Genomic DNA, 24798 nt, shown 5'->3' on the forward strand with positions numbered 1-24798 from the left:
ATAACCGGTTTTTTATTAGTTAAATTTTATTCATAAAAAAACCTGTGATAAACACAGGTTTTGATGACGATAAAAGAACTTATTTCTGTAAGTTCTTTTTGTCTAGACTTGGATCTTTGATTTCTACATATGCATTTGCACGCACTTCACGTAACCAGCTATCGATTTCGGTGTTAAATTGACGTTCACCTAAAATTTGACGTGCCATACGCTCTTGATATTCATGAGTCATATCTTTTTCACGCTTTTCAGTTACTTGTAAGATATGCCAGCCGAATTGAGTCTGGAAAGGTTCGCTGATTTCACCTACAGGAATTTCCTGCATTTTTTTATCAAATTCAGGGACCATCGTACCCGGAGTTACCCAACCTAAGCTACCACCATCGCGCGCTGAACCCGTATCATTTGAATAGGTAGCTGCAAGTGTTGCAAAATCATCGCCAGCTTTTAAGCGTTTATAGATGTTGTCAATAATTTGCTTGGCATTTTCAAGGCTAACCACTTCAGATGGTTGAATGAGAATGTGGCGAGTTTGAAATTGAGGTACTAAAGCTTTTTGCTCATTTTGTTTACGCTCAATAAGCTTTAAAACATGTACACCATCACGTACTGAAATTAAGTCAGTTGTTTGGCCGTCTTGTAATGGAGTAATACGTGCTGCAAGTTCAGCAGGAATGTCTGAAAGTGGACGGAACCCCATGTCAGCACCATCAACTTTTACATTTGCAGTCGAAAGTTTTTTCAATGCGTTTATATCATTACTTTGTGCAAGCTTTGAACGTACTTCTTGAGCCACAGATTGAACTTCCTGTGGGTTATCACCAGCAATACGCATATGGATTACATGTGCTTGGTTGCCTAAAGCAGCTTGTCCCTGTGGTGATTTTAAGAAGTTTTCTACATCTTGATCACTAATTTTAATACGAGACATGACTTGTTGTTGGCGCAAACGGCTAATCGCTAAATCCTCGGCGATTCGACCGCGTAAACTTTCATAAGTCCCTGGTGCCATAGCATCTAACTTTTGCTGGAAGGCTTCTAAACTTTTAGTTCCAGATTGACCTGCTACTTTTAAGACTGCTTCATTTAAGCTTTTTTCATCAGGTTTGATACCATATTTTTTAACTTGTTCAAGTTGTGCTTGACGCAAGATGAGTTGATCTAACACCTGAAATTGTAAATATTGCTGAGGTGGAACCTCTTTTTTTTGTGCTTGTAGTTCGTGAGCGGCTTCAGCCATCCCTTGTTGAAGATCGCTTTTTAAAATTACGCTATTGTCCACAATTGCCACAACTTCATCAGCGGGTTGGGCAAAACTATGCATTGATGAAGAGATTAGGGCAGCAAGGGTCGTTGCTTTAAAAAACTGTTTAAGATGCTTTGTCTTCATTAACGTTGTGTCCAAGATTGATTAATTTTGTTAAAACCTAAAACGCGATTTTCAAGTAAAGACGCGAGTTTATTATTTAACCCGCCTAAACCTTTTAGTGTAATTTCGGCCATAATGGCACGTTTTTCACTAACATCTGAAGTTTTTGGATCATCTAGATCGTTATAATATGAGCGACCATAGACTGAAATGCCCCAGCAACATGACTCATAGTTAACCCCTAGTAATATCTCGCGGGCAACATCGCTATCCATGTCGTATTGTACGTGGCCCATAATACGCCAATTATCTTTAACTGGTTGTATAAACGATGCAACAACCTGATCGTAAGTAGCTTGACGTCCTTCAATGTTTTTGCGATAGAAATAACCTAAGTTATAAAGATTTCCTTTATCTCCAGTATAATAAATTTGGAAATCACGCTGAGCATTATCACCATTCGACATCCATGCTGAGTTAGCAGCAATGGTGAAGTTTTGGTTTAACTGGCTTGATATGCTAACGACCGGACCAGTGTTACTTTCAGTATCACTTTCATCTTGTTGTTGCGTCAAAGTGACACGACGGTCTTCAAAATAATAACTTTGACCAACACTTGCACGTAAACGTTCTAAGCCTACTGTGTCAAAAAGACTGTAGCTTACGCCAAGTGATAGAAAGTTGTTGTCTTCAAGACGGTCATGTCCATAGAAGCGGTAAGGATTAAATAATTGATCGTAACTTACTGATGCTGAAGTTGAGTCAAAGTTTGGAGAGCTGTCTTGGTTTTTGTATGGAGCATATGCATAAAATGCACGAGGGGTAAGGGTTTGTAAATACTTGCCCTCACGTTCAAAATTCAGTCCAGTGTCCAATGTAAATTGAGGTACAACTACTGATTTATTTTCAGAACCGCCATCTAGACCTCGAGAATCAATACTGTCTTTATCGTAGAATGTTTGAATAGAGCGTACTGAAACTTCAGGGATTACAAATGCTGCTGGTGTACGGTAGTTGTAGCGCGTTGCAAACTGGTTGTAGATACGTGTACCACTACTTTCCTGAGCAGAATCATCAGTAATTGATTTCTTAAAGTATGCAGTATCGTTATTGAATTCGTACTGTAAGCCTAATGGATTGCCTGTGACATAATTCAATAAGAATTGTGGTAAACGCGCATAAGGCTTATCAACATCCGCAATTTCTGGATCAAGTGTCTGGAAATCTTCGACTTTAAGCTGAGCTTTTAAACCCGGAATACCATGTTGGTAGTTAAGTTCCCATGCTCTACGTAAGTTTAGGTCTGTTTTAGAGTTAGGACTGCTATCTAAATCTGAAAAATAGTCTTTATCTGAAGCGTAGTTATATTCGAGATTAGTTGACCATTGATCGTTGATATCCCAGTTATGTAAGAAATGGAAATCTTTACGATCTTTATCATCATATTCTTTGTCAGATGGCAACATGCCACCCCACATTTCACCCGCACCAAAACCATCGGTTAAGTATCGAAAGTCACCTTTTAGCATTGCACCACGGTCTGCTAAATAACGCGGAGTCAGTGTCAGATCATAGTTAGGTGCAAGGTTTAAATAAACTGGAACAGAAAGCTCAATACCACCATCGTTTGAGAAACCAAACTGTGGGTTGAGAATACCTGTGGTTCGGCGATCATCAATCGGGAAGTTAAAGTAAGGAACTGCTAGAACAGGAACGTCTTTAACATACAGTTTTGTCCCGCGAGTTACACCACGCCCAGTTTCCTGATTTAACTCGATTTTATTTGCCTGAATTTTCCAACCCGGTTTTTGGCCTGGTGGGCAAGTCGTATAGGTTGCATCGTTAAGAATCATGACATTTGGCGATGTTCTTTCGATTTTGCCTGCATGACCATGGGCATGTTGTTGTTCAGAAATATAAAAACTATTTTCTAAATTACCAGTCTGGTTTTTTAGGTTGTAATTAATTTCGTCACTCTGTGAAAGTAATCCGCCTTGAGCGAGTTGTACTCGGCCTTGTGCATGTGCAAAGGTTTGGGTCTTATCAATCGTAACCTTGTCAGCACGAACCGTGCGTCCTTCCTGATCAATAACGACGTCGCCTTCTAAAACAGAGTCACCGGCAGGATTATAATGTCCATAGTTAGCCGTAACGACAGAAGTCGTTTTGTCGGCATCTAGAGCTTTGGTCTCAGGGTTAATCGGTGTAACCCATGTACCCTGGCAAAATGCCGAGCTTAAATATTTATTGTCACGAAGCTGTGCCTCAGGTGCCGATTTATCAACATAATACTGTTGAAAGAATTCTTGACCCGGGTAGGCTTCTTTGATGCTCGCTTTAAGTTGATTATTGTCTATATTGGAGACAACATCAGCTGACTCAGCATAACTTGATTGTATGGAGCCACATAAGAGCGTAAAAATAGCTGTCGCTAAAGGATTAAATTTAAACTGATGCTTCATTGTCTCATTAACCAAGTATGCTAATTCACAATTAATTATTGTCGCATCATAGAGAAAAAGTTTATAAGTGGCTACACTTAACCCTTCAAAAATCTCAGCTTGTTTTAGATTTTATTGCAAATGAATACACAACGTGAACAATTGATATATACATGGCTTACATCTGTTCTTGAAAATGATCAATTTAAGATCGCTTTTTTGGCAGGTGATGCAAGCTTCCGCCGTTATGCGCGTATCCAGTTACAAAATAAAACGTATATGCTCATGGATGCCCCTCCAGAAAAAGAAGACTGTGTTCCGTTTGTGACCATTGACGAATTTTTTGCAGGCCATGGTGTACGCGTCCCTCAGATCGTCGCGAAAGATTTAGCTCAGGGTTTTCTGTTATTAGAAGATTTTGGTGATGTGCTGTTGTCGACATTATTAAATGATGAAACAGTCGATAAATATTATGAACAAAGCTTTAAACAGCTGATTCATTTGCAGTCTGTGAATGGTCAGGAGCAATTTCCAGCATACTCCTATGAGAAATTGTTAACTGAAATGAAGCTGTTGACTGACTGGATGCTACCATCTTTGCAGATTACTCCGAGTGTGGAACAGCAACAGGTGATTGATGATGCTTTCGATGTGTTAGCAAAAACTGCATTGGCTCAGCCGCAAGTGATTGTACATCGTGATTTTCACAGTCGTAATTTGATGAAAATTGCAAATGAACCAGAGCTTGGAGTTATTGATTTTCAGGATGCGGTGATTGGTGCAGATACTTATGATCTAATCTCGATTACTCGTGATGCTTATGTTCAGTGGAATGCAGAGCATGTGTATCAATGGTTTAGAGTTTTTTATGACTTATTACCTGAGTCTGCTAAACAGAACCGTAGTTTTGAGCAGTTCAAACGTGATGCAGATTTAATGGCTATTCAGCGCCATATTAAAATTTTGGGCATTTTTGTGCGGCTGTTTGAGCGTGATGGTAAATCAGGTTATTTAAAAGATTTACCACGTGTAATGTGGTATTTGATTGAAGAAAGCCGTGGTTATGCTGAACTTGATGAGTTTATGTTATTCATAAATGACATAGTTATGCCGAAGTTTATCGAGAAATATGGTAACTACGAGGTAGCAGCATAATGAAAGCAATGATTCTTGCTGCTGGCTTGGGTAATCGTATGCGTCCACTTACGCTATATACACCAAAGCCTCTGCTTGAGGTAGGTGGTAAACCGCTTATTGTGTGGCATATTGAAAAACTTAAGAAAATTGGTGTGACCGAAATCGTCATCAATTCTGCGTGGTTGGCCGACAAGCTCATCAGCAGCTTAGGGGATGGTTCCCAATTTGGTGTTGATATACGTTGGACACGAGAGGATGAAGGGCTAGAAACAGCTGGTGGAATTATTAATGCTTTGCCACTGCTTGGAAAAGATCCCTTTATTCTGGTAAATGGAGATGTATGGACCACAATGGATTTTGAAGCTCTACGCCATATTAAGCTAAATGATGATTTAGCACATCTTGTGTTGGTTGATAATCCTAAACAGCATCCTGAAGGCGACTTTACATTGTTCGATGGACGCGCTTTTACATTCGATCAAGATGTGACGGGTGAGAATCTAACTTTTAGTGGTGTGTCTGTTATCCATCCTAAACTTTTTGATGGATTGGAACCTGGTAAACGTCCTTTAGCTCCATTGTTGAAGCAATCGATGCAGAATCAAAAAATATCTGGTGAAAAACTTAAAGGTGCATGGGTAGATGTTGGAACGCCTGAGCGTTTAATGGAGCTAGATTTGCAAATTCGTGAAGGCTTCTACGATTAACTGTGTAATCCCTAATCGTTAACTAGTGTTCCACGATGCATAAATGGGTATACTTTGTTTTAAATTTTACTTAGATGTTATCTGTTTATGCATCCGTTTTTTCAAGAGTTACAACAGGGTAGTCAAAAATTAGGTTTATCGCTTAGCGATGAAGCTTTGGCATTATTGTTAAAGTATCAAGATGCTTTGGTACTTTGGAATAAAGCATATAATCTGACAGCAATTCGTGATCCGAAAGAAATGTTAGTGAAGCATTTGTTGGATAGTCTAAGTATTTTAAATGACTTACCTGAAGGTAGATTGCTTGATGTGGGTACAGGTGGTGGTATGCCTGGCATGATTATTGCTCTTTGTCAGCCACAACGCCAATGTGTTCTTTTAGATTCTAATGGTAAAAAAATTCGTTTTTTGAAGCAATTTATTGCTGATCTTAAATTGAGTAACGTTGTGGCAGTACAAACACGTGTTGAGAATCAAGATACAATTGATGAGCTTGGCCAGTTTGACGTCATAACAAGTCGAGCTTTTGCTTCTTTAACGGACTTTGTAGATGCGGCTCAGCCATACCTTCATCAGAGCAGTATAATCGCAGCGATGAAAGGTGTAGTGCCAGTTGAGGAAATTGAGCAGCTCAAGCAGGACTTTTCATGTAAAGTGATTGAACTGCGCGTACCAAGACTTGATGAACAACGTCATTTACTTTTACTTCAACGTATCTAAATAAAAAGTATTAAGGTTACCATGGCTCAAATTATTGCGATTGCAAACCAAAAGGGTGGTGTTGGTAAAACAACGACTGCAGTAAATCTTGCAGCGTCTCTAGCTGTATTAAAAAAACGTGTATTACTTGTAGATATGGACTCACAAGGTAATGCTACGATGGGGTCTGGTATTCAAAAGAACGATCTTTTGTATTCAATTACAGATGTTCTTCTTGGCGAAGTTCCAATTGAAACAGCCATTCAAAAAGCAGAAGTTGGATATAAAGTTCTAGGCTCTAATCGTGAGCTTTCAGGTGTAGAGCTCGCTATCGCAGAGCAAGAAGGTCGTGAATTCATTCTAAAGAATGCTTTGAATGAAATCAGAAACTCATTTGACTATATCATTGTGGATTGTGCTCCAAGCTTGAGCTTGATTACTGTCAATGCTTTGGCAGCTGTAGATAGTGTAATTATTCCAATGCAATGCGAATATTATGCGCTAGAGGGTTTGGCTGATTTAACTCAGACCATTGATCGTATTCAAAAAGCACTCAATCCCGATTTAGAGATTATTGGTGTACTGCGTACGATGTACGATGCACGAAATGCTTTAACACGTGATGTATCTGCAGAACTAGAGCAATATTTCGGTAAAAAACTTTATGATACTGTTGTTCCACGGAATGTTCGCTTAGCAGAAGCACCAGCACATGGTTTACCTGTTATCTATTTCGAAAAAAGTTCTAAAGGTGCAGTTGCATACTTAAATCTTGCAGCTGAGATGTTAAAGAGAAGTAAAGTGAAGAAAGGAAGTAAAGTATGAGCATCAAAAAACGCGGATTGGCTAAAGGACGTGGTTTAGATGCATTACTTGGTTCAATTCAAAAAGAAAAACTACAACTTGAAGCACAGGCGTTAGACCACGGACAGTTAAAACAAGTTGATGTGAATTTACTAAAACGTGGTGAATATCAACCACGTCGTTTTATTCATGAGCATGATTTACAAGAGTTGGCATCGTCTATTGAAAAACATGGGGTGATGCAGCCTATTGTAATCCGTCCAGTTGATGATGAAGCTCATCCATTTGAAATCATTGCGGGTGAACGTCGTTGGCGTGCAGCACAAATTGCGGGCTTAACTGAAATTCCAGCAATTGTTCGTGATTTAAATGATCAGGTTGCAATTGCATTGGCGTTAATTGAAAACATTCAGCGTCAAGATTTAAATCCAATTGATCAAGCAATAGCTCTACAGCGCTTTCATGATGAATTTGGTCTAAGTCATCAAGAAATTGCTGACACGGTTGGTAAAGCACGTACTACTGTAAGTAATTTATTGCGATTATTGAGTTTGGCTGATGATATTAAAGATTTCATGCAGCAAGGCCAGCTTGATATGGGGCATGCTCGAGCAATTTTGACATTGAAAGGTAAAGATCAATTAGAAGTTGCTAAAATTGTAATTGAGAAAGGATTGTCAGTTCGTCAAACAGAGCAATTGGTGCGTGATAGAAGTGAGCCTAAGCAGGAGAAAGAAAAAGCGCCTGTAGCACCAGATATTGAGCAATTGACACAAAAACTATCAGAGCGTTTTGGCGCTAATGTAAAAATTGATCATAACCAAAAAGGTAAGGGTAAACTTGTTATTCATTATCATACCTTGGATGAGTTAGATGGCATTTTAAATATTTGTTTGCCAGAATAATTTGCAGTTGGGTCATGTATTTCTAATTTTATATTCTTGGGGAAGAACATATGTGGGAACTTGTGAGAGCGGGTGGCTGGTTGATGCTGCCTTTAATTCTATGCTCGATTTTAACTGTTGCGATCAGTATTGAACGTTTTGTTCGGTTAAGACGTTCACAAGTTCTACCCGAAGCATTAAGCGGTAAGGGCTCTTTAAGAGCTGAAGATATCGTGGAAAGTTTAGAGCAAAATGTAGAAGCGCAAAGTAGCGCATTGGGACACATTTTAAAAGCAGGTTTTGAGCATCGCGAGCATGGTGAGCAATTTGCTCGTGCGCAAATGGAAGTAGCAGCTTCTCAAGAAATTTCTTATTTGGAAAAAAATATTAATTTTTTGGGTACTCTAAGTGCCGTAGCGCCGCTGCTAGGGTTGCTTGGTACTGTAGTGGGAATTATTGAGTCATTTCTTGTTATTGATTTTGGATCGGCTGGTAGTCCAAGTTTAATGATCCCTGGTATCTCTAAAGCACTCATTACCACAGCTGTGGGAATGTTAATTGCGATTCCTGCTTTAATTGCTTATCGCTACTTTCAAAGAGTAGTGCAAGATTATATTGCCGAATTAGAACAGCAATCGACCTTATTTCATGCCTCATTGTTCTATAAGCGTTCTTCGTCTGTAGCTGAACACCGCCGTGTTGGTTAGGAGGTGAAAGTCAGATGAAATTTAAACGTTCTCAGGTTGAAGACATTCATATCAATTTAACGCCTATGATTGATTGTTTGTTGTTCATTTTGGTTTTTTTATTGCTGTCGACCACTTTTAATCAGCCAAGTCGCATCAATCTAACATTACCAGATGCACAAGGTGTTCCACCAAAACAGTACGATCATAAAATTGAAGTCGTGGTAGACTCTGCTGGTCATTATGCTGTGAATGGTCAAGCACTTTCGTCTAAAGAGGTTGCTGATCTGAGTACTGCGATTAAGCAAGTTGCTCAAGAGCGCCGTGATTTTATGTTCATCATTGCTGCGGATGCCAAAGCGTCTCATCAGGATGTAATTCGCGTTATGGATGTGGCAGGACAACTCGGTTTTGTTAACATCAATATTAGTACCAAAGTTCCTTCTAGAGGTTTTTCTGAGTGAATCAAGATTTTAAGGTTTATACGCGTCTCATAGCCTATTTAAAACCTTATTGGGGCGTGGCCTTATTAGTACTTATCGGGTTCGGTATTAACTCAGCAACAGAAGTTTCCGTTGCTAAATTGATTAAATTTATTATTGATGCAATCCAAAACAACAGTAGAGCAGATTTGGATTGGTTCCCGTTATTAATTATTTTATTAGTATTCTTTCGCGGCTTAGGCCTATTTATGGGCGGCTACTATACTGCGGTGATTTCACGCAGTTTAGTTTTTAGTATTCGCCAGGAAGTTTATGCGAAACTTTTAAAACTCCCAGCACAATATTACTTAGATAATTCATCTGGCCATATTACTGCCAAAATTATGTATAACGTTGAACAGTTAACAGCTGCTTCTTCTGAGTCATTAAGAACCATTGTTAGGGATGGGATGATTACTCTGGGGTTGTTAGGCTATCTGTTTTATACCAATTGGCGTCTTACGTTATGTATTTTTGTATTTTTACCGGTGATTGGCGTATTAGTGCGTAAAGCTTCGAAACGTATGCGAAAGCTTTCGTTACAGGTACAAGATACTATGGGTGATGTGAACCACGTCGTCCAAGAAAGTATTAATGGTAATGCTGTAGTAAAAAGTTTTGCTGGTGAAGAATCTGAACAAAAACGTTTCTATAAGTCATCGGAAGAGAACTTAAAACGCGGCTTAAAAATGGTAATTGTACAAAACCTGAATAGTCCGGTTGTTCAGGTGGTAATGGCTTGTGCTATGGCTCTTATTGTATGGTTGGCTTTACGACCTCAGATTTTAGGCACTACAAGTGCTGGTGAATTTGTAGCTTACCTTACAGCAGCTGGTCTGTTAGCAAAGCCAGTTAAAAGCTTGACTGATGTTAATGAAAAGTTACAACGTGGTTTAGCAGCAGCTCATTCTGTTTTTGAATTACTAGATTTACCTGAAGAGCAGAATAGTGGTCAACTGAAACCTAAATTAAATGGGGCAATTCGTTTTGATCATGTGACATTGAATTATGCTGATGGCGTAGCAGCTATTAAAGATTTTTCTTTAGATATCCGTCCAGGTCAAACTGTAGCATTAGTTGGTCGTTCAGGGGCAGGTAAAAGTTCATTAGTGAATATGTTGGTACGTTTTCAAGAAGTATCGAGTGGACAAATTTATTTAGATGATTTGCCAATTAATGATATTGAGCTTTCTAGTCTACGCACGCAAATTGCAATGGTAAATCAACAAGTTATATTGTTTAACCGTACTGTTCGTGAAAACATTGCATATGGTCAGTTGGAAGGTGCATCAGATGAAAAAATCTATGCAGCAGCAAAAGCAGCCTATGCACATGACTTCATTATGAATTTACCAAATGGTTATGATACTGTTTTAGGGGCACAAGGTCTAAACCTATCAGGTGGTCAGCGTCAGCGAATTGCAATTGCTCGAGCAATTTTAAAGAATGCTCCAATTCTAATTTTAGATGAAGCTACAAGTGCTCTTGATAATGAATCTGAACATTTTATTCAGCAAGCATTTGATGAAGCAATGCAAGACCGTACAACGATCGTTATTGCACACCGTTTATCAACAATTGAAAATGCTGATTGTATTGTAGTGATGGATCAAGGACAAATTGTTGAGCAAGGTACTCATCAAGAACTTCTTGAAAAACATGGTGCTTATTATCAATTACATCAGCGTAATTTTGAGGATAACTAAGCATGTCATTGGCCCAGCTGATCCAGAATGCATGGAATAAGCAATCGAGTTGGTTGATTGCTTTACGTCCATTATCTTGTTTGTATCGTGCTGGGTTTCTATTAAATCGTAATTTTTATACTGCTGGTTTAAAGAAAGTCTATAAAGCACCTGTACCTATCATGGTGATTGGCAATATTACGGTGGGTGGCAGCGGAAAAACTCCATTATTAATACAACTGGTGAATTATCTACAACAGCATAATGTCAAAGTTGGGGTAATTAGTCGGGGGTATGGTGGTACTGGTCCTTTTCCAATGTTGGTTACTTCGGGTGCTCAAGCAACTCAGGTCGGAGATGAGCCTGCATTAATTGTTCAATCGACGAGTGTACCAATGGCGGTGGGTCCTAATAGGCAGGCTGCAATAGAGCTCTTGATTGCATCAACACCACTAGATTTAATTGTTAGTGATGATGGTTTGCAGCATTGGGCATTGGGGCGACAAATCGAGTGGATTGTACTCGACCAGAATCGTGGCTTAGGAAATAAAAAACTATTGCCTGAAGGATATTTAAGAGAGCCAGTTGAGCGTTTAGAAACTGGAACAGTAATTGAACATGCGTATAAACCAACTACAGAATTAAATATGCATCTTGAGACTGGACAGCCATATTTACTCAATCCTTCGTCAAGGGCCGAGCACAGCTTTAATCCTCAAAGTAATTATCATGCTGTAGTGGGTATTGGCTTTCCACAGCGTTTTTATCAAACACTTAAAGATTTAGGCCTGAAACAGTTTCAAGAACATGCATTTCGTGACCATCATGATTACTCAATCAATGATTTAATTTTTAATGATGAACTGCCACTTATTACAACTGAAAAAGATGCAGTTAAATTATTACCATTGCTTGAAAAAAATCCGGAATTTAAACAGCCTATTTGGGTTGTTCCTGTTAAAGCTATCCTGTCTATAGAGTGTTATCAGGTTTTAAAACAGCAACTGCAAAAACTTGATATCCAATTATCTTAGGAAGAAAAAATGAAACACATCGTCATTCCAGCACGCTTCTCAAGTTCGCGTTTGCCAGGTAAACCATTGTTGCTTATTCATGACCGTCCTATGATTTTGCGTGTGGTGGATCAAGCAAAAAAAGTCGAAGGCTTTGATGATCTATGTGTGGCAACAGATGATGAGCGTATTGCTGAGATTTGCCGTGCAGATGGTGTGGACGTTGTGCTTACGAGTCCTGATCATCCGTCAGGAACAGACCGATTAAGCGAAGTTGCTCGTATTAAGGGGTGGGCAGCAGATGATATTATTGTGAATGTTCAGGGGGATGAACCTTTATTGCCAGCTCAGCTTGTTCAACAAGTTGCAAAACTCTTGGTTGATAAACCAAATTGTTCAATGTCTACGTTATGCGAGCCTATTCATACCTTAGATGAATTTCAGCGTGATAGTATTGTAAAAGTAGTCATGTCTAAGCAAAATGAAGCGTTATATTTTAGCCGGGCAACCATTCCGTACGACCGTGATGGGGCTGCGCAGGCAGAGCCAAGTTTACATAACCAAGCATTTCGCCATTTAGGTTTATATGCCTATCGAGTGAGCTTACTGCAAGAATATGTGACTTGGGATATGGGTAAGCTTGAAAAGTTAGAAAGTCTTGAACAATTACGTGTTTTAGAAAATGGACATCGCATTGCGATTGCTGTCGCTCAAGCAAATTTACCCCCTGGTGTAGACACTCAAGCTGATCTTGATCGCTTAAATAAAATGCCTGTCGAATCTTTTGAATAAGCGTTAATTTTTAATGAATCCGAATGTAACCTCAAAGGTTTATCCTTGGCAAAAAACAACATGGGATACCTTAACAACAAGGTTTCCCAATATTGGACATGGCCTATTATTTTATGGCAAGCAAGGCTGTGGGAAACATGCTTTTGCTAAGCATTTTTTGGCATGGGTGCTTTGCCTTAATAAGCAGCCCCATGGCGCTTGTGGTGAGTGTAGCAGTTGTCAATGGTTAAAATCAGACACTCATCCCAATTATGTCCATATCACAACAGATGAAGAAAATAAAAAGCAGAATGCAAAAATAAAAATAGAAAAGATCCGAGATTTACTGCCTTTCGTGCAACAAACTGGAGAAGGCTGGCGCGTTATTCTTATTGAGCCTGCTGAAGCTCTTAACTTGGCATCATCGAATGCGCTACTAAAAACTTTAGAAGAACCCGGTGAACGTGTTGTTTTAATTTTATTGGCTGATCATTATCTTAAATTACCAGCCACTATTCGTAGCCGATTGCAGCATTTTGCTTTAGATCGTATTTCATATGAACAGGCTACTTCATATTTGGATGAGCATTTATCTGAACTTGCAGAAGTACAACCTGATTTATTACTTGGCCTATCTAATGATATGCCTTTGCAAGCAATAGAAATTGCAAAAAGTGATTGGTTTGCTAAACGACAGATTTTCTTAAATGACTGGCTAAAAATTGTAGCTCAAAAAAATATGCCTCTATTTTTCTCAGGAAAATGGCAAAAAGAATTAAGTTTTAATGATTTTATCGTACTTTTTGAATACTTGTTGGGAGATTTAATTTGTGTCAAGCTAAATCAGCCACAAAAAAATACTGATTTAGATTTTGATCAATTAAGTCCATATTATGATTTAGAAAGCTTATTTAATATTTATAGTGAAGTACAACAAGCAAAAAAGCTTGTTGAGCAAAATGTACAAAGTCAACTTATTATAGATCAATTGTTTATAACGTTAATGAATATTTAAGGGGAAGATTATGCAGCCGCAAATGGGGGGGATTATTCAGGTAAATATTCCTGATAGAGCTACTTTGCAAGCAAGCTATATGGGATATGTGCAAGGTGGAGGCCTATTTGTACCATCAAAACAAAAGGTAAAGATGGGACAAGAAATTTTCATTTTAGCTACTTTGCCTGAGCAGTCTCAAAAAATTCCTCTCACTGGTAAGGTGATTTGGATATCGCACAAGCAAAGTGGATTTAAACCTCAAGGTTTTGCTATTCAATTAAGTGGAGATAAGGGAATTTACTATAAAGCTGAGGCAGAAAGAGTTTTGGCTGGTAGTATGTCTCTAGATCGTCCAAGTTATACCATGTAATCAAATAGGATAGAAAAGTGTTTGTTGATACGCATTGCCATTTAACGATGTTAGATTTAACGCCTTATAACGGTGATCTGGACCTTGCGCTCGCTGCAGCACGAGCAGAAGGAGTGTCTAAATTTATGGCAATTTCTGTTGATCTTGATGACCATATTGCACTAGCAGAAATTGCAAATAGGCATGAAGACGTTGGTTATACGGTAGGTGTGCATCCTTGTGAAGATGTAGATACGATGGCACGTGCAACGACCGAGCACTTGATTGAATTAGCTCAATCAGAAAAAGTATGGGCTCTGGGTGAAACGGGACTGGACTATTATCACAGTACAGATTTTATTGAAGAACAAAAGGCATGTTTTGCAAGACATATCCAAGCTTCGAAAATTGTAAAAAAACCAGTCGTAGTTCATACGCGTTCAGCAAAGCATGATACGGTAGATATTATCCGTGCTGAACATTCCACGCATGGAATTTTGCATTGTTTTACCGAAGATTGGGAAACAGCTAAGGCTGTTCTGGATTGCGGTTATTACATTTCTTTTTCAGGTATTGTGTCATTTAAAAATGCACAAGACTTGCGTGATGTAGCTAAACAAGTTCCGCTAGATCGACTTTTAATTGAAACAGATAGTCCTTATTTAGCACCTGTTCCATACCGCGGTAAAACAAATGAACCAAAATATGTGCCTTATGTAGCCAAAGCACTCAGTGATGTATATGATAAATCGGTTGAGGAAATTGCAATGATCACCTCACAAAATTTTGAGAACTTGCTAAAAGCGATTTAGGTTATAGAAACTATATAAGAGAGTAATTGCGTGAAGATGGATCGTCAGGCTCAGTTCCGAGCAAGAGAAGTATTAATATTTCAGGTTGCGGAGCAATTATTGCTAGAAAATGGCGAAGCCGGAATGACACTTGATGTCTTGGCTGCTGAGCTTGATTTAGCAAAAGGAACTTTGTATAAACACTTTCAAAGTAAAGATGAATTGTACATGCTATTGATTATTCGTAATGAACGTATGTTACTAGAAATGGTTCAAGATACTGAAAAGGCCTTTCCAGAACACTTAGCCTTTTTCATGTTACATCATTTACATCATCCTGAGCGGACAGTTTTATTTCATCAAATTGAGGAAAAACTTTCGATTACAGCTCAAAGTGTGCATCACCTTTTTAATGAACTTTATCAGGTGCGTAAACAGCGATTACGAATTATCATTCGCATGACAGATCACTATTTAGAATCTATCCAAAGCAATATGCCTACTCGAGATTATTTGGCATCTATTTGGTCATTAACTCATGGTGCAGCAGCTATTCTCAATTCAAGTTTTTACCAACGGTATTTAGGTTCAAGAGACACGTTAAGAGTGGCTTATATTGATCAGGCATTAGCCTTACCTAAACAAGCTGTTGAACAATATGCTTAATAGGTCGATATGAAATCTCAATCACCGCCTAAATCACAAAAAGGTTTTACCCTCATTGAAGTGATGGTGGTGATTGTTATTATGACGATTATGACCTCTCTAGTTGTACTCAACATAGGTGGGGTTGACCAAAAGAAAGCGATGCAAGCAAGAGAATTATTTTTGCTTGATGTACATAAAATTGGTAAAGAGTCACTTGATCAATCTCGTGTTTTAGCTTTATCTACTCTGAGTGAGACTGACGTTTCCCCATTTTCCTATGAACTGTATGAATACCACGATCAGAGTAAATTACAGGTCCAAGATTTAAAAAACCGCTGGCAGAAATACCCAGAATTTACTACGCGCCAATTACCTAAACATGTATCGTTTACAATACAACCTCTAGATGGGCAGAACTATTCAAAAGCGACTAATACCGATTTAGTTGGAGGACAGGCTCCTCAGTTAATCTGGTTTGGAAATGGTGAAGCTAAAACAGTTAAAATACAGTTTTACTTTGAACAAAAACCAATTGGTTCAGAAATACAAATTGATCATTTGGGTAAAATAAATGAAATTTAAAGGCTTTACTCTATTAGAAGTAATGGTAGCTTTAGCAATTTTTGCAGTAGCTGCTGTCGCGTTAACTAAAGTGGCCATGCAATATACCCAATCTACTTCAAATGCAATTCTTAGAACTAAAGCTCAGTTTGTGGCAATGAATGAAGTAGCCTTAATGGAGATAAATCAAGAATGGCTTCAAGGTACTCAAAGTAAGCAGGTTACTTCTCAAGGTGAAACTTGGCAGATTGATAAATCTGCTGAATCTACAGTCAGCCCGAATGTTCAGAAAGTAGATTTGCAAATTAGCTTATATGATTCTGATAAAGGAAAAGTTCAAAATGGTGTTACCCACTTGGTATTTTTTAATTATCCAATAAAAGCAAAATAATGATAAAAAATAAATATTTTCGCTCTCGAAGCACAGCTTCACGTCTTGCGGCACGATCGGAAGGGGTAATGAGAGGCTACTCCGAGCACAGCTCTTCGTCTTGCGCTCGGACAAAGCGTCGCTTTGTTAATCCTCACTCAGGATTTACTTTAGTTGAGCTTTTAGTCGCAATTGCAATTTTTGCTGTTTTATCTTTGTTAGGTTGGAAGATTTTTGATTATTTATTAAAAGTCCGTGATCGTAATGCTCAACATGAAGTGCAGCTATTTGAATTACAAGATGCATATCAACAAGTTTTGCGAGATACATTACAAATTATACCTTTATCGGCAAATCAAGGGGGACAGCTTCATCCAGCTTTAGAGCTTGATAACCAAGTACTCTATTTTAGTAAGGCTGGTGTTACTGATCCTTTAAAACAAGGGTTATCACCTTTTGAGCGTATTGAATATCGATATGATCCTGATCAAAAAAAGCTTTATCGTCTTAAATATAGCAATTTAAATACTTCAAACAGAGAGCAACCTTTATCTAGCACTTTGTTGAGTCAAGTTGAACAGTTTCAAATTATGGTGCTCACGCCACAAGAAGTGACAAAGTGGCCAGAAATTAATATTGATCCCACAAAGCCAGAAGAGTTTAGAAAACTGCCGAAAGGAATAAAAATACAACTCACAGTTGCTGGTGTAAGTTATGAGTGGATTTATAGCTTAAACCAAGGGAATTTATCGCTCTCCAAACAAGGAGGAGCATAATGTTGCACTATAAAAAGAGCCAGCAAGGTGTAGCTTTGCTCACAATTTTAATTATGGTTGCATTGGCTACAATTTTAGCTGCCTCTATTGCAAAGCATCAAACCAATACGATGGAAAACACTGGTTATTTGATGCGTCAAAATCAGTCACTACTTTATGCCAAAAGTGCAGAAGCTTTTTTTTCTGAGTTATTAATTCAAGATGCAAACAATGCAGGTGGCGTTGATCATTTAAAGGAAACATGGGCACAGCCAATGCCACCTTTTCCAATAGAAGATGGATCTGTATCAGGGCGTTTAATCGACGAGTCAGGCAAATTTAACTTAAACAATTTAACAACCAATGAAGGTAAGGTAAATGAAGCTGCCAAAAGCTGGTTTGAGCGCTTACTTGTACGTGTAGGCTTGCCAGCAGAGTTAAGTCAAGCAGTTATCGATTGGCAAGATCCAGATGAAGAACCATCTGGACCTATGGGAGCAGAAAGTAGCTATTATGAAGGCCTTGATCCTAGCTATTTAGCTTCAAACGCTAAATTTCATCGCATTGAAGAGTTGAAATTAGTAAGAGGTTTTGACGGCAAGAAATATGATTTAATTGCCCCTTATATTTCGGCATTACCCGAGAATACAAAAGTGAATATTAATACCGCTTCACCATTAGTCTTAGCGAGTATTGATCAAAAATTGGATGTAGGGGCGGTAGAAAAAGAACTTCAAATGCGCCAACAAAATTTAAAATTCTTTCAAAATGTTGATGAATTATGGCAATTGAATGCTTTTTCAACAGTCGATACTCAAAAGAGAACTGAGGTGAATAGCCTGTTAGATGTAAAGTCGAGTTTTTTTCAAGCACAAATTGAGGTCATGCTTAATAATAGAAAAAGACAATTTACAAGTGCGCTCATGCGTAATGATAAGCAGGTTTATGTTTATTCTAGAAATATGTCACCATTTAACTAGTTGAAAAATTGTAATTTATTTGTTTTGATCATATTGTTGGAAAGCCGTTTTTATGAATTTCTCTAATGGACATAATAGAATAAATATAAATTTTCCATATGTTTATCTTCAATATTTCTTCACAAGTCTTATCATACTTTTCGCTAATTGTTTCTAATTGAAAAGTGGTGCGAAGTTTTTGTCTTTTGCTTTATAATAATGTTCTTAGAAGGAATGATCGATTTGGCACATGTTAATTCGCAAGTTATTTAAGTTTGAAAATGCACATGTTGTACGTAACTGTACATCGGATCGTTGTAAGCGATCAATTCATGGACATAGCTATAAAGTCGAATTATTGCTTAAAGCTTCGAAATTAGATCATGGACAAATGGTTTATGATTTTGGGCTTTTAAAAGGGGTAATAAAAGACCTTATTGATAGCTTTGATCATGCAATCTGTTTTTGGGAAAAAGATGATTCTCAATATATTGATGCTTGTCAGACTTTTAGTGCTCGCTGGATTTCTTTACCGGTTTCACCCTCAGCCGAACAGTTCTCTCGTATTTTCTTTTATTTAGCTCAGCAAGTTTTGCAATCAACAATCACTCAAAATGGGGAAGGTGATGTTGAGGTTTATTCAGTTATTGTTCATGAGACCGATACTGGATATGCTCAAAGCTTTATTGAAGATATTCAAAACGAACAAATGGGTATCTTAAGTCTTGATGGAATTGTTTTTTCAGAACAAATTCAGATAGAGTGGGCAAATCCGCAAATGTATGAAGACTTGAAAAAAGGGATGAAATTTAATAATCCTCAAGTTGATTTGCAAGTCGAAGTGTAAATCGAATTACTCTATTTGTAGAATTGAAAATTGATCTAGGATGACATTAATGCAATTAACTGAGCAACAGCAAGATAAACTCAGTAAAGTTCAATTAGAAGAAAGCTGGAAAATATCTTTAGCACCTTTTTTGTTAAGTCCTCAAATGGATAATTTGCGCGATTTCTTATTTCAAGAGAAGCAAGCACAAAAAATAATATATCCACCGAGTAAACAAATCTTTAGTGCTCTAAATACGACACCATTGGCTGATGTGAAGGTCGTTATTCTGGGACAAGATCCATATCATGGACCGAACCAAGCGAATGGATTAAGTTTCTCTGTTCAAAAAGGTATTGCATTACCACCATCTTTACGTAATATTTTTCATGAATTGCATACAGATCTGGGTATTCCAGCTCCTCGCCATGGTGACTTAACGAAATGGGCTAAACAAGGGGTGCTTTTACTGAACAGCGTGCTTACTGTTGAAGCTGGGCAGCCAACTTCACATCAAAAGCAAGGTTGGGAAGCATTTACTGATGAAGTCATTGATGTTTTGAATGAGCAAAGAGAACATGTGGTATTTATTTTGTGGGGTGCTTATGCACAGCGCAAAGGACAACGTATAAATAGAGATAGACACTTGGTTTTAACCGCCGCACATCCATCACCTCTTGCTGCAAATAGAGGTGGTTTTTTTGGATGCAAAGTGTTCTCAAAAACAAATCAATATTTGAAACAACATGGCATTGAGCCCATAGACTGGCAATTGGACGCATGATGAACTCTCCCAATGTAAATAACTATCACCCGGACTTGGTGGTTGAAGAAGCAAAAAACGGCTGGCGTATAGTACGTTTGAATCGTCCTAAATCATTGCATGCTTTAGATGAATCAATCGTAACGGCATTATTACGTGTATTTGAAGATTTTCGTGATGATGAGAGCGTTAAAGCAATTTGGTTAGATTCAACTACACCAAAAGCTTTTTGTGCAGGTGGCGACGTTAGAAAATTGCGTCAACTTGTTATAAATCAAGAAGTAGATACTGCGAATAAATTTTTTCAGCAAGAATATGCTTTAGACTTACTCTTACATAATTATGCTAAACCTGTGGTTGTTTGGGGTGAAGGCTATGTTATGGGTGGTGGTTTGGGCTTGTTTATGGCAGCACCATTCCGTCTAGTAACCCCATATTCTCGTTTGGCAATGCCTGAGATTAATATTGGTTTATATCCAGATGTTGGGGCGAGCCGTTTCCTGGCAGATCGTGGTCCAGTAGGTTTGTTTACTGGTTTAACTGGTTCAATCATGACAGCCGCTGGGGCATATAGCATCGGTTGGGCAACACATATTTGTGAAGCACAGCGTGATAATGTTTTGCAAAAAGTTTTAAATATTAATTGGGCTCATTATCCTGCAGGGGATTTTCGCGCAATTGATGATACTTTAAATAGTTTGCATCGTCCTGTTGCGGCAGGTCCATTGCAAAACTCGCTAGATGTGATTCATAGCGTTTGCCGTGGTTTTAATTTTGAACAAGATTACCAAGCTATTGTTAGCTTGCGTGATGCTAGCAGTGATTGGCTCCGCCAAGCGAGTGAGAACTTGCAAAAAGGATCTCCTAGTACTGCGGCAATTACTTGGTTGCTTTGGCAATGGGGTAAACAAATACATTCTTGGGATGAGGTCTTTGATTTAGAAGCTCAGATTTCTGAGTGGAAAATTCGTCATCCTGACTTTGTAGAAGGTGTCCGTGCACGCTTGGTTGATAAAGATTTATCACCAGAATGGAAACCATGTGAAGACCTAAGCCTAAGAGGTATATTAGCTGATTGTCCACCAGTTACCTCAATAGATAGCTGGAATGCTTTGCTTAGACAACATGGTGTGATCACCTAAAATACATGACTGAATATAGTGATGAATATTGGATGCAGCTTGCTTACGAGCAAGCTGAATTAGCTGCACAGCAGGGTGAAATTCCTGTTGGTGCGATTGTAGTAAGCCAAAATCGAGTGATTGGATCTGGCTATAATGCTCCAATTAGTTTGTTAGACCCAACTGCACATGCAGAAATTCAAGCTATACGTGCAGCATGCTTATCATTAAGTAATTATCGATTACCTGACGATGCGACCTTATATGTCACTCTTGAGCCATGCACAATGTGTGTAGGTGCATTAGTACATGCAAGAATCAAACATGTGGTTTTTGGTACAACAGAACCTAAAGCAGGTTCATTGGTAAGTGCTCGTCAGTTACTACAAGATGGTTATTACAATCATCGATTTACCTTTCAACAAGGTTGTTTACAAGAAAAATGTGCCCAACAACTCAGTCATTTTTTTAAACAAAGACGCGAGCAAAAGAAACAAGAAAAACAACAGAAAACGTCCTTAAATGATTAAAAAGTAACATGAGCTTATGGCAAACTAACGCAATTTTACTGCCATGTTTTTTAATAAGGAATATTCAATGCGTAATGTAATTACCGTAAAAAAAGAATTTAATGCTCCTCTTAGTGACGTATTTAATCTGCTTTCTAAACATGCAACTTACAATACTGCTTTTGCACCATTACAAGTTGTACGTGTGAAAGACTCAGCAGATTCTAAAAGACCGGATGGTTTAGGTTCAGTTCGTCGTATGGGATTTGGTCCAATCAAACCAATTAAAGAAGAAATTACATTGCTTGAAGAAAATAAAAGCATTGAATATAAATTAATAGACAATCCTTTGATTAAACACCATTTAGGTCGAATCGAGTTTTCTGAAATTACCCCCTATATAACTTTAGTTACATACCGCATCGAGTTAACAGCAAAAGCTCCAGTGGTGAGTAAATTAATCCTTGCACAGCTAAAACTAGCCATTACACTAGGCTTTTCGAGATTAGCTAAAGCAATTGCTTCTTAGTGAGAGTTCAATGACAGTTCAAATTATTACTATTGATGGTCCGAGTGGTTCGGGTAAAGGAACATTGGCCGCAAAACTTGCAGCACATTATCAATATCATTTACTCGATTCTGGTGCCTTATATCGTTTATTAGGGTTGTCATTACATAAACACGATTTATTAGAGAAATTAGACAGTCAGCTCGATGAATGCATTCAATATGCACGTCAACTGGATATTAAATTTGAAACTTCCGTAGCCGGGATTTTAGTTTTTCTAGATGGCAAAGATGTATCTCAAACAATTCGTACAGAACGCGTTGGTGAATATGCATCGAAAGTTGCAGCAATTCCAGAGCTTAGACAGGCATTATTTGAGCGACAAAGAGCTTTTGCACAAAATCCAGGCTTAGTTGCAGATGGCCGTGATATGGCAACAGCTATTTTTCCAGAAGCAAATGCGAAAATTTATCTGACTGCTTCGGCTGAGTCGCGTGCTGAGCGAAGAGTAAAACAGTTGCAGGGCATGGGCCTAGATGCTAAAATAAACGACATTTTAGCTAATATACAGGCGCGTGACAAAAGAGATATGGAGCGAGAAGTTGCTCCGCTCAAGCCAGCCAAAGACGCTTATATCATTGATAGTTCGGAATTAACGATCGATCAGGTGTTTAAGTTAATGGTTGAGTATGTCAATAGCCGTACCATTTAGCAAATAGAATTATCAGTTGACGCATAGCTTGATCAGTCTATAAAGACTATGTTGATACTTAACTAAACCGGCCTTGTCTGATCCAAGACCGCGGAATTTATCAGGTATATCATGACCGAATCTTTTGCAGCCCTCTTTGAAGAAAGTGAATTAAACCTCAACGTTGAAAAGGGTGCAGTCATCCAAGGTGTTGTTGTAAACATCGATAGCGACTGGGTAACTGTTGACACTGGCCTAAAGTCTGAAGGCATTGTTGACCGTGCTGAATTTTTAAATGAACAACGTGAACTTGAAGTTCAGGTTGGTGATACTGTTGACGTAGTTGTTGAAGCTCTTGACAACGGTATGGGTCAAACAGTTTTATCACGTGAAAAAGCTAAGCGTGCTGAAACTTGGACTAAACTTGAAAAAATCTTTGAAGATGGCGAAATCGTTACTGGTGTTATCTCTGGTAAAGTTAAAGGCGGTTTCACTGTTGACATCGGTCCTGTTCGTGCATTCTTACCAGGTTCATTAGTTGACACTCGTCCTATCCGTGACACTACTCACCTTGAAGGTAAAGAGTTAGAGTTTAAAGTAATCAAACTTGATGCTAAACGTAATAACGTTGTTGTATCTCGTCGTGCTGTTATGGAAGCTGAATCTTCTGCTGACCGTGAAGCATTACTTGCTCAACTTGAAGAAGGTCAAACAGTTACAGGTACAATCAAGAACCTTACTGATTACGGCGCATTCGTTGATCTTGGTGGTATTGATGGTCTTCTCCATATCACAGATATGGCTTGGAAACGTATCAAGCACCCTTCAGAAGTTGTTGAAGTTGGTCAAGAAGTTACTGTTAAAGTTCTTAAATTTGACCGTGAGCGTAACCGCGTATCTTTAGGCCTTAAGCAATTAGGCGAAGATCCATGGTTAGCGATCATGAGCCGTTACCCTAAAGGTTCTATCGTTAAAGCTCGTGTAACTAACTTAACTGACTACGGTTGTTTCGCTGAAATCGCTGAAGGCGTTGAAGGTTTAGTTCACGTTTCTGAAATGGACCACACTAACAAAAACATCCACCCATCTAAAGTTGTTCAGATTGGTGATGAAGTTGATGTTATGGTTCTTGAAGTTGATGAAGAACGTCGTCGTATCAGCCTTGGTATCAAACAAACTCGTGCTAACCCATGGGAAGAGTTTGCTAAAGCTCATGAGAAAGGCGAAAAAGTATCTGGTACTATCAAGTCTATCACTGACTTTGGTATCTTCATCGGCTTGAATGGCGGTATCGACGGTTTAGTACACTTGTCTGATATTTCTTGGAACGAGCAAGGCGAAGAAGCTATTCGTCGTTACAAGAAAGGTGACACTGTTGAAGCTGTTATCTTGTCTGTAGACGCTGAAGGTAACCGTATCAGCCTTGGTATCAAGCAATTGAACAGCGATCCGTTCAATGATTTCTTAGCTGCTAACGAACGCGGTGCTTTAGTTAAAGGTACTGTAACTGCAGTTGATGCTCGTGGCGCAACTGTTAAGTTAGCTGACGAAGTAGAAGCTACTCTTAAAGCTTCTGAAATCAACCGTGACCGCGTTGAAGATGCAACTAAATTCTTAGAAGTTGGTCAAGAAGTTGAAGCGAAAATCATCAACGTTGATCGTAAATCTCGCTCTATCAACTTGTCTGTTAAAGCAAAAGATGAAGCTGAAGAGAAAGAAGCAGTTGCTACTTTACGTACAGCAACAACAAGTCAAGAAAATGGTCCTAAGACTATTGGTGACTTGATTAAAGCACAAATGAAGTAATAGGTTAACAAAGTACAGTTTCATGTAACGGAATTGTACTTTTTATACAAATTACTGTAAACGGTAGCCTAGTATTCAACATACTGCGCTACCGTTTTGTATTTAAACAGGTTATTATCAGACGACATAGAGTAGCAATAAATAACGAGGTCGTAGATGACTACTGAAGCTCTTAATAAGTCTGATTTGATTGAACGCATTGCGCTAAAAAACCCACACTTAGCTGAACCTTTGGTGGAAGAGGCGGTTAAAATTATGATTGATCAAATGATAGAAGCACTATCAACTGATAATCGAATTGAAATCCGTGGTTTTGGTAGCTTTGCTTTACACCACCGTGATCCAAGAGTTGGTCGCAATCCTAAAACAGGAAGATCAGTTGAAGTGGCAGCTAAAGCTGTTCCACATTTCAAACCCGGGAAAGCACTGCGTGATGCAGTCAACGAATCCGGAAAATAAATAAAAA

28 protein-coding genes are annotated in these 24798 nt (G+C 38.5%); 26 read left to right on the forward strand and 2 right to left on the reverse strand.

The genetic code is table 11. The features are described 5' to 3' along the window. Positions 1-79: 79 nt before the first annotated feature. Complete coding sequence (locus ACLBWE_RS00485; RefSeq protein ID WP_447600478.1) at positions 80-1390, reverse strand: peptidylprolyl isomerase; 1311 nt, start codon at positions 1388-1390, stop codon at positions 80-82. Continuing rightward, complete coding sequence (locus ACLBWE_RS00490) at positions 1390-3831, reverse strand: LPS-assembly protein LptD (protein ID WP_447600480.1); 2442 nt, start codon at positions 3829-3831, stop codon at positions 1390-1392. Before ACLBWE_RS00490 ends, ACLBWE_RS00485 begins: the two co-directional genes overlap by 1 nt. 120 nt (positions 3832-3951) lie before the next feature. On the opposite strand from ACLBWE_RS00490, the gene ACLBWE_RS00495 reads away from it, so the two are divergent. The 26 genes from ACLBWE_RS00495 to ACLBWE_RS00620 all read left to right on the forward strand — a co-directional run bounded on the left by ACLBWE_RS00495 (position 3952) and on the right by ACLBWE_RS00620 (position 24791). Next, positions 3952-4965, forward strand: a complete 1014-nt coding sequence (locus ACLBWE_RS00495; protein ID WP_447600482.1) for an aminoglycoside phosphotransferase family protein — start codon at positions 3952-3954, stop codon at positions 4963-4965. Next, the gene (gene murU / locus ACLBWE_RS00500) at positions 4965-5654 is read left to right on the forward strand and encodes an N-acetylmuramate alpha-1-phosphate uridylyltransferase MurU (protein ID WP_447600484.1); all 690 of its coding nucleotides are present in this window, start codon (positions 4965-4967) and stop codon (positions 5652-5654) included. The genes ACLBWE_RS00495 and murU overlap by 1 nt, the downstream gene beginning before the upstream one ends. A gap of 87 nt (positions 5655-5741) precedes the next feature. Continuing rightward, on the forward strand, positions 5742-6374 hold the full coding sequence (gene rsmG / locus ACLBWE_RS00505) for a 16S rRNA (guanine(527)-N(7))-methyltransferase RsmG (protein WP_003651451.1): 633 nt from the start codon (positions 5742-5744) through the stop codon (positions 6372-6374). A 21-nt stretch (positions 6375-6395) separates the two neighbouring features. Continuing rightward, positions 6396-7178 (forward strand): ParA family protein, encoded by a 783-nt coding sequence (locus ACLBWE_RS00510; RefSeq protein WP_003651453.1) that lies wholly within the window; start codon positions 6396-6398, stop codon positions 7176-7178. Continuing rightward, entirely contained in the window at positions 7175-8062 is an 888-nt protein-coding gene (locus ACLBWE_RS00515) for a ParB/RepB/Spo0J family partition protein (protein ID WP_016138313.1), read from the forward strand. The genes ACLBWE_RS00510 and ACLBWE_RS00515 overlap by 4 nt, the downstream gene beginning before the upstream one ends. 50 nt (positions 8063-8112) lie before the next feature. Next, entirely contained in the window at positions 8113-8748 is a 636-nt protein-coding gene (locus ACLBWE_RS00520) for a MotA/TolQ/ExbB proton channel family protein (RefSeq protein ID WP_005041113.1), read from the forward strand. A gap of 14 nt (positions 8749-8762) precedes the next feature. Further along, entirely contained in the window at positions 8763-9191 is a 429-nt protein-coding gene (locus ACLBWE_RS00525; RefSeq protein ID WP_031948167.1) for an ExbD/TolR family protein, read from the forward strand. Further along, entirely contained in the window at positions 9188-10915 is a 1728-nt protein-coding gene (msbA, locus tag ACLBWE_RS00530; protein ID WP_447600488.1) for a lipid A export permease/ATP-binding protein MsbA, read from the forward strand. The genes ACLBWE_RS00525 and msbA overlap by 4 nt, the downstream gene beginning before the upstream one ends. A gap of 2 nt (positions 10916-10917) precedes the next feature. Continuing rightward, on the forward strand, positions 10918-11928 hold the full coding sequence (lpxK, locus tag ACLBWE_RS00535; protein WP_447600490.1) for a tetraacyldisaccharide 4'-kinase: 1011 nt from the start codon (positions 10918-10920) through the stop codon (positions 11926-11928). A gap of 9 nt (positions 11929-11937) precedes the next feature. After that, positions 11938-12699 carry a 3-deoxy-manno-octulosonate cytidylyltransferase gene (gene kdsB / locus ACLBWE_RS00540; RefSeq protein WP_017390561.1) on the forward strand — a complete coding sequence of 254 codons (762 nt, stop codon included), beginning with the start codon at positions 11938-11940 and terminating at the stop codon, positions 12697-12699. A gap of 13 nt (positions 12700-12712) precedes the next feature. Continuing rightward, positions 12713-13693, forward strand: a complete 981-nt coding sequence (locus ACLBWE_RS00545; RefSeq protein WP_005041101.1) for a DNA polymerase III, delta' subunit — start codon at positions 12713-12715, stop codon at positions 13691-13693. A gap of 10 nt (positions 13694-13703) precedes the next feature. Further along, positions 13704-14045: a PilZ domain-containing protein gene (locus tag ACLBWE_RS00550; RefSeq protein WP_003651467.1), complete on the forward strand. Its 342-nt coding sequence runs from the start codon at positions 13704-13706 to the stop codon at positions 14043-14045. 17 nt (positions 14046-14062) lie between these two features. Then, positions 14063-14836 carry a TatD family hydrolase gene (locus tag ACLBWE_RS00555; RefSeq protein ID WP_003651468.1) on the forward strand — a complete coding sequence of 258 codons (774 nt, stop codon included), beginning with the start codon at positions 14063-14065 and terminating at the stop codon, positions 14834-14836. Positions 14837-14872: 36 nt separating this feature from the next. Further along, a complete protein-coding gene (locus ACLBWE_RS00560) occupies positions 14873-15481 on the forward strand; it encodes a TetR/AcrR family transcriptional regulator (RefSeq protein WP_447600958.1) in 609 nt (202 codons plus the stop codon). A gap of 9 nt (positions 15482-15490) precedes the next feature. Further along, entirely contained in the window at positions 15491-16045 is a 555-nt protein-coding gene (locus tag ACLBWE_RS00565; protein ID WP_447600494.1) for a type II secretion system protein, read from the forward strand. Continuing rightward, entirely contained in the window at positions 16035-16415 is a 381-nt protein-coding gene (gspI, locus tag ACLBWE_RS00570; RefSeq protein ID WP_447600496.1) for a type II secretion system minor pseudopilin GspI, read from the forward strand. The genes ACLBWE_RS00565 and gspI overlap by 11 nt, the downstream gene beginning before the upstream one ends. Next, complete coding sequence (gene gspJ / locus ACLBWE_RS00575) at positions 16415-17170, forward strand: type II secretion system minor pseudopilin GspJ (RefSeq protein WP_447600498.1); 756 nt, start codon at positions 16415-16417, stop codon at positions 17168-17170. The genes gspI and gspJ overlap by 1 nt, the downstream gene beginning before the upstream one ends. Further along, positions 17170-18129: a type II secretion system minor pseudopilin GspK gene (gspK, locus tag ACLBWE_RS00580; RefSeq protein ID WP_447600500.1), complete on the forward strand. Its 960-nt coding sequence runs from the start codon at positions 17170-17172 to the stop codon at positions 18127-18129. The genes gspJ and gspK overlap by 1 nt, the downstream gene beginning before the upstream one ends. A gap of 229 nt (positions 18130-18358) precedes the next feature. Continuing rightward, positions 18359-18955, forward strand: a complete 597-nt coding sequence (locus tag ACLBWE_RS00585; protein WP_003651480.1) for a 6-pyruvoyl trahydropterin synthase family protein — start codon at positions 18359-18361, stop codon at positions 18953-18955. A gap of 49 nt (positions 18956-19004) precedes the next feature. After that, complete coding sequence (ung, locus tag ACLBWE_RS00590) at positions 19005-19718, forward strand: uracil-DNA glycosylase (RefSeq protein WP_005041081.1); 714 nt, start codon at positions 19005-19007, stop codon at positions 19716-19718. After that, entirely contained in the window at positions 19715-20839 is a 1125-nt protein-coding gene (locus ACLBWE_RS00595; protein ID WP_003651483.1) for an enoyl-CoA hydratase/isomerase family protein, read from the forward strand. The genes ung and ACLBWE_RS00595 overlap by 4 nt, the downstream gene beginning before the upstream one ends. A 5-nt stretch (positions 20840-20844) precedes the next feature. Beyond that, positions 20845-21348 carry a tRNA adenosine(34) deaminase TadA gene (gene tadA, locus ACLBWE_RS00600; protein WP_424609882.1) on the forward strand — a complete coding sequence of 168 codons (504 nt, stop codon included), beginning with the start codon at positions 20845-20847 and terminating at the stop codon, positions 21346-21348. Between the two features lie 67 nt (positions 21349-21415). After that, entirely contained in the window at positions 21416-21856 is a 441-nt protein-coding gene (locus ACLBWE_RS00605; RefSeq protein ID WP_416657689.1) for an SRPBCC family protein, read from the forward strand. Positions 21857-21866: 10 nt separating this feature from the next. Continuing rightward, on the forward strand, positions 21867-22547 hold the full coding sequence (gene cmk, locus ACLBWE_RS00610) for a (d)CMP kinase (protein ID WP_447600504.1): 681 nt from the start codon (positions 21867-21869) through the stop codon (positions 22545-22547). A 111-nt stretch (positions 22548-22658) separates the two neighbouring features. Beyond that, positions 22659-24332 (forward strand): 30S ribosomal protein S1, encoded by a 1674-nt coding sequence (gene rpsA, locus ACLBWE_RS00615; protein ID WP_005041073.1) that lies wholly within the window; start codon positions 22659-22661, stop codon positions 24330-24332. 156 nt (positions 24333-24488) lie between these two features. Next, positions 24489-24791: an integration host factor subunit beta gene (locus tag ACLBWE_RS00620; protein WP_003651488.1), complete on the forward strand. Its 303-nt coding sequence runs from the start codon at positions 24489-24491 to the stop codon at positions 24789-24791. Positions 24792-24798 lie beyond the last annotated feature (7 nt).

It is taken from the genome of Acinetobacter sp. M5A5_2a (assembly GCF_053345265.1).

Excerpts from the sequence above, each read along its gene's own strand:
- ACLBWE_RS00485 (WP_447600478.1), bottom strand. The coding sequence starts at position 1,390 with ATGAAGACAAAGCATCTTAAACAGTTTTTTAAAGCAACGACCCTTGCT.
- ACLBWE_RS00490 (WP_447600480.1), bottom strand. The coding sequence starts at position 3,831 with ATGAAGCATCAGTTTAAATTTAATCCTTTAGCGACAGCTATTTTTACG.
- ACLBWE_RS00495 (WP_447600482.1), top strand. The coding sequence starts at position 3,952 with ATGAATACACAACGTGAACAATTGATATATACATGGCTTACATCTGTT.
- murU (WP_447600484.1), top strand. The coding sequence starts at position 4,965 with ATGAAAGCAATGATTCTTGCTGCTGGCTTGGGTAATCGTATGCGTCCA.
- rsmG (WP_003651451.1), top strand. The coding sequence starts at position 5,742 with ATGCATCCGTTTTTTCAAGAGTTACAACAGGGTAGTCAAAAATTAGGT.
- ACLBWE_RS00510 (WP_003651453.1), top strand. The coding sequence starts at position 6,396 with ATGGCTCAAATTATTGCGATTGCAAACCAAAAGGGTGGTGTTGGTAAA.
- ACLBWE_RS00515 (WP_016138313.1), top strand. The coding sequence starts at position 7,175 with ATGAGCATCAAAAAACGCGGATTGGCTAAAGGACGTGGTTTAGATGCA.
- ACLBWE_RS00520 (WP_005041113.1), top strand. The coding sequence starts at position 8,113 with ATGTGGGAACTTGTGAGAGCGGGTGGCTGGTTGATGCTGCCTTTAATT.
- ACLBWE_RS00525 (WP_031948167.1), top strand. The coding sequence starts at position 8,763 with ATGAAATTTAAACGTTCTCAGGTTGAAGACATTCATATCAATTTAACG.
- lpxK (WP_447600490.1), top strand. The coding sequence starts at position 10,918 with ATGTCATTGGCCCAGCTGATCCAGAATGCATGGAATAAGCAATCGAGT.
- kdsB (WP_017390561.1), top strand. The coding sequence starts at position 11,938 with ATGAAACACATCGTCATTCCAGCACGCTTCTCAAGTTCGCGTTTGCCA.
- ACLBWE_RS00545 (WP_005041101.1), top strand. The coding sequence starts at position 12,713 with ATGAATCCGAATGTAACCTCAAAGGTTTATCCTTGGCAAAAAACAACA.
- ACLBWE_RS00550 (WP_003651467.1), top strand. The coding sequence starts at position 13,704 with ATGCAGCCGCAAATGGGGGGGATTATTCAGGTAAATATTCCTGATAGA.
- ACLBWE_RS00560 (WP_447600958.1), top strand. The coding sequence starts at position 14,873 with ATGGATCGTCAGGCTCAGTTCCGAGCAAGAGAAGTATTAATATTTCAG.
- ACLBWE_RS00565 (WP_447600494.1), top strand. The coding sequence starts at position 15,491 with ATGAAATCTCAATCACCGCCTAAATCACAAAAAGGTTTTACCCTCATT.
- gspI (WP_447600496.1), top strand. The coding sequence starts at position 16,035 with ATGAAATTTAAAGGCTTTACTCTATTAGAAGTAATGGTAGCTTTAGCA.
- gspJ (WP_447600498.1), top strand. The coding sequence starts at position 16,415 with ATGATAAAAAATAAATATTTTCGCTCTCGAAGCACAGCTTCACGTCTT.
- gspK (WP_447600500.1), top strand. The coding sequence starts at position 17,170 with ATGTTGCACTATAAAAAGAGCCAGCAAGGTGTAGCTTTGCTCACAATT.
- ACLBWE_RS00585 (WP_003651480.1), top strand. The coding sequence starts at position 18,359 with ATGTTAATTCGCAAGTTATTTAAGTTTGAAAATGCACATGTTGTACGT.
- ung (WP_005041081.1), top strand. The coding sequence starts at position 19,005 with ATGCAATTAACTGAGCAACAGCAAGATAAACTCAGTAAAGTTCAATTA.
- ACLBWE_RS00595 (WP_003651483.1), top strand. The coding sequence starts at position 19,715 with ATGATGAACTCTCCCAATGTAAATAACTATCACCCGGACTTGGTGGTT.
- tadA (WP_424609882.1), top strand. The coding sequence starts at position 20,845 with ATGACTGAATATAGTGATGAATATTGGATGCAGCTTGCTTACGAGCAA.
- ACLBWE_RS00605 (WP_416657689.1), top strand. The coding sequence starts at position 21,416 with ATGCGTAATGTAATTACCGTAAAAAAAGAATTTAATGCTCCTCTTAGT.
- cmk (WP_447600504.1), top strand. The coding sequence starts at position 21,867 with ATGACAGTTCAAATTATTACTATTGATGGTCCGAGTGGTTCGGGTAAA.
- rpsA (WP_005041073.1), top strand. The coding sequence starts at position 22,659 with ATGACCGAATCTTTTGCAGCCCTCTTTGAAGAAAGTGAATTAAACCTC.
- ACLBWE_RS00620 (WP_003651488.1), top strand. The coding sequence starts at position 24,489 with ATGACTACTGAAGCTCTTAATAAGTCTGATTTGATTGAACGCATTGCG.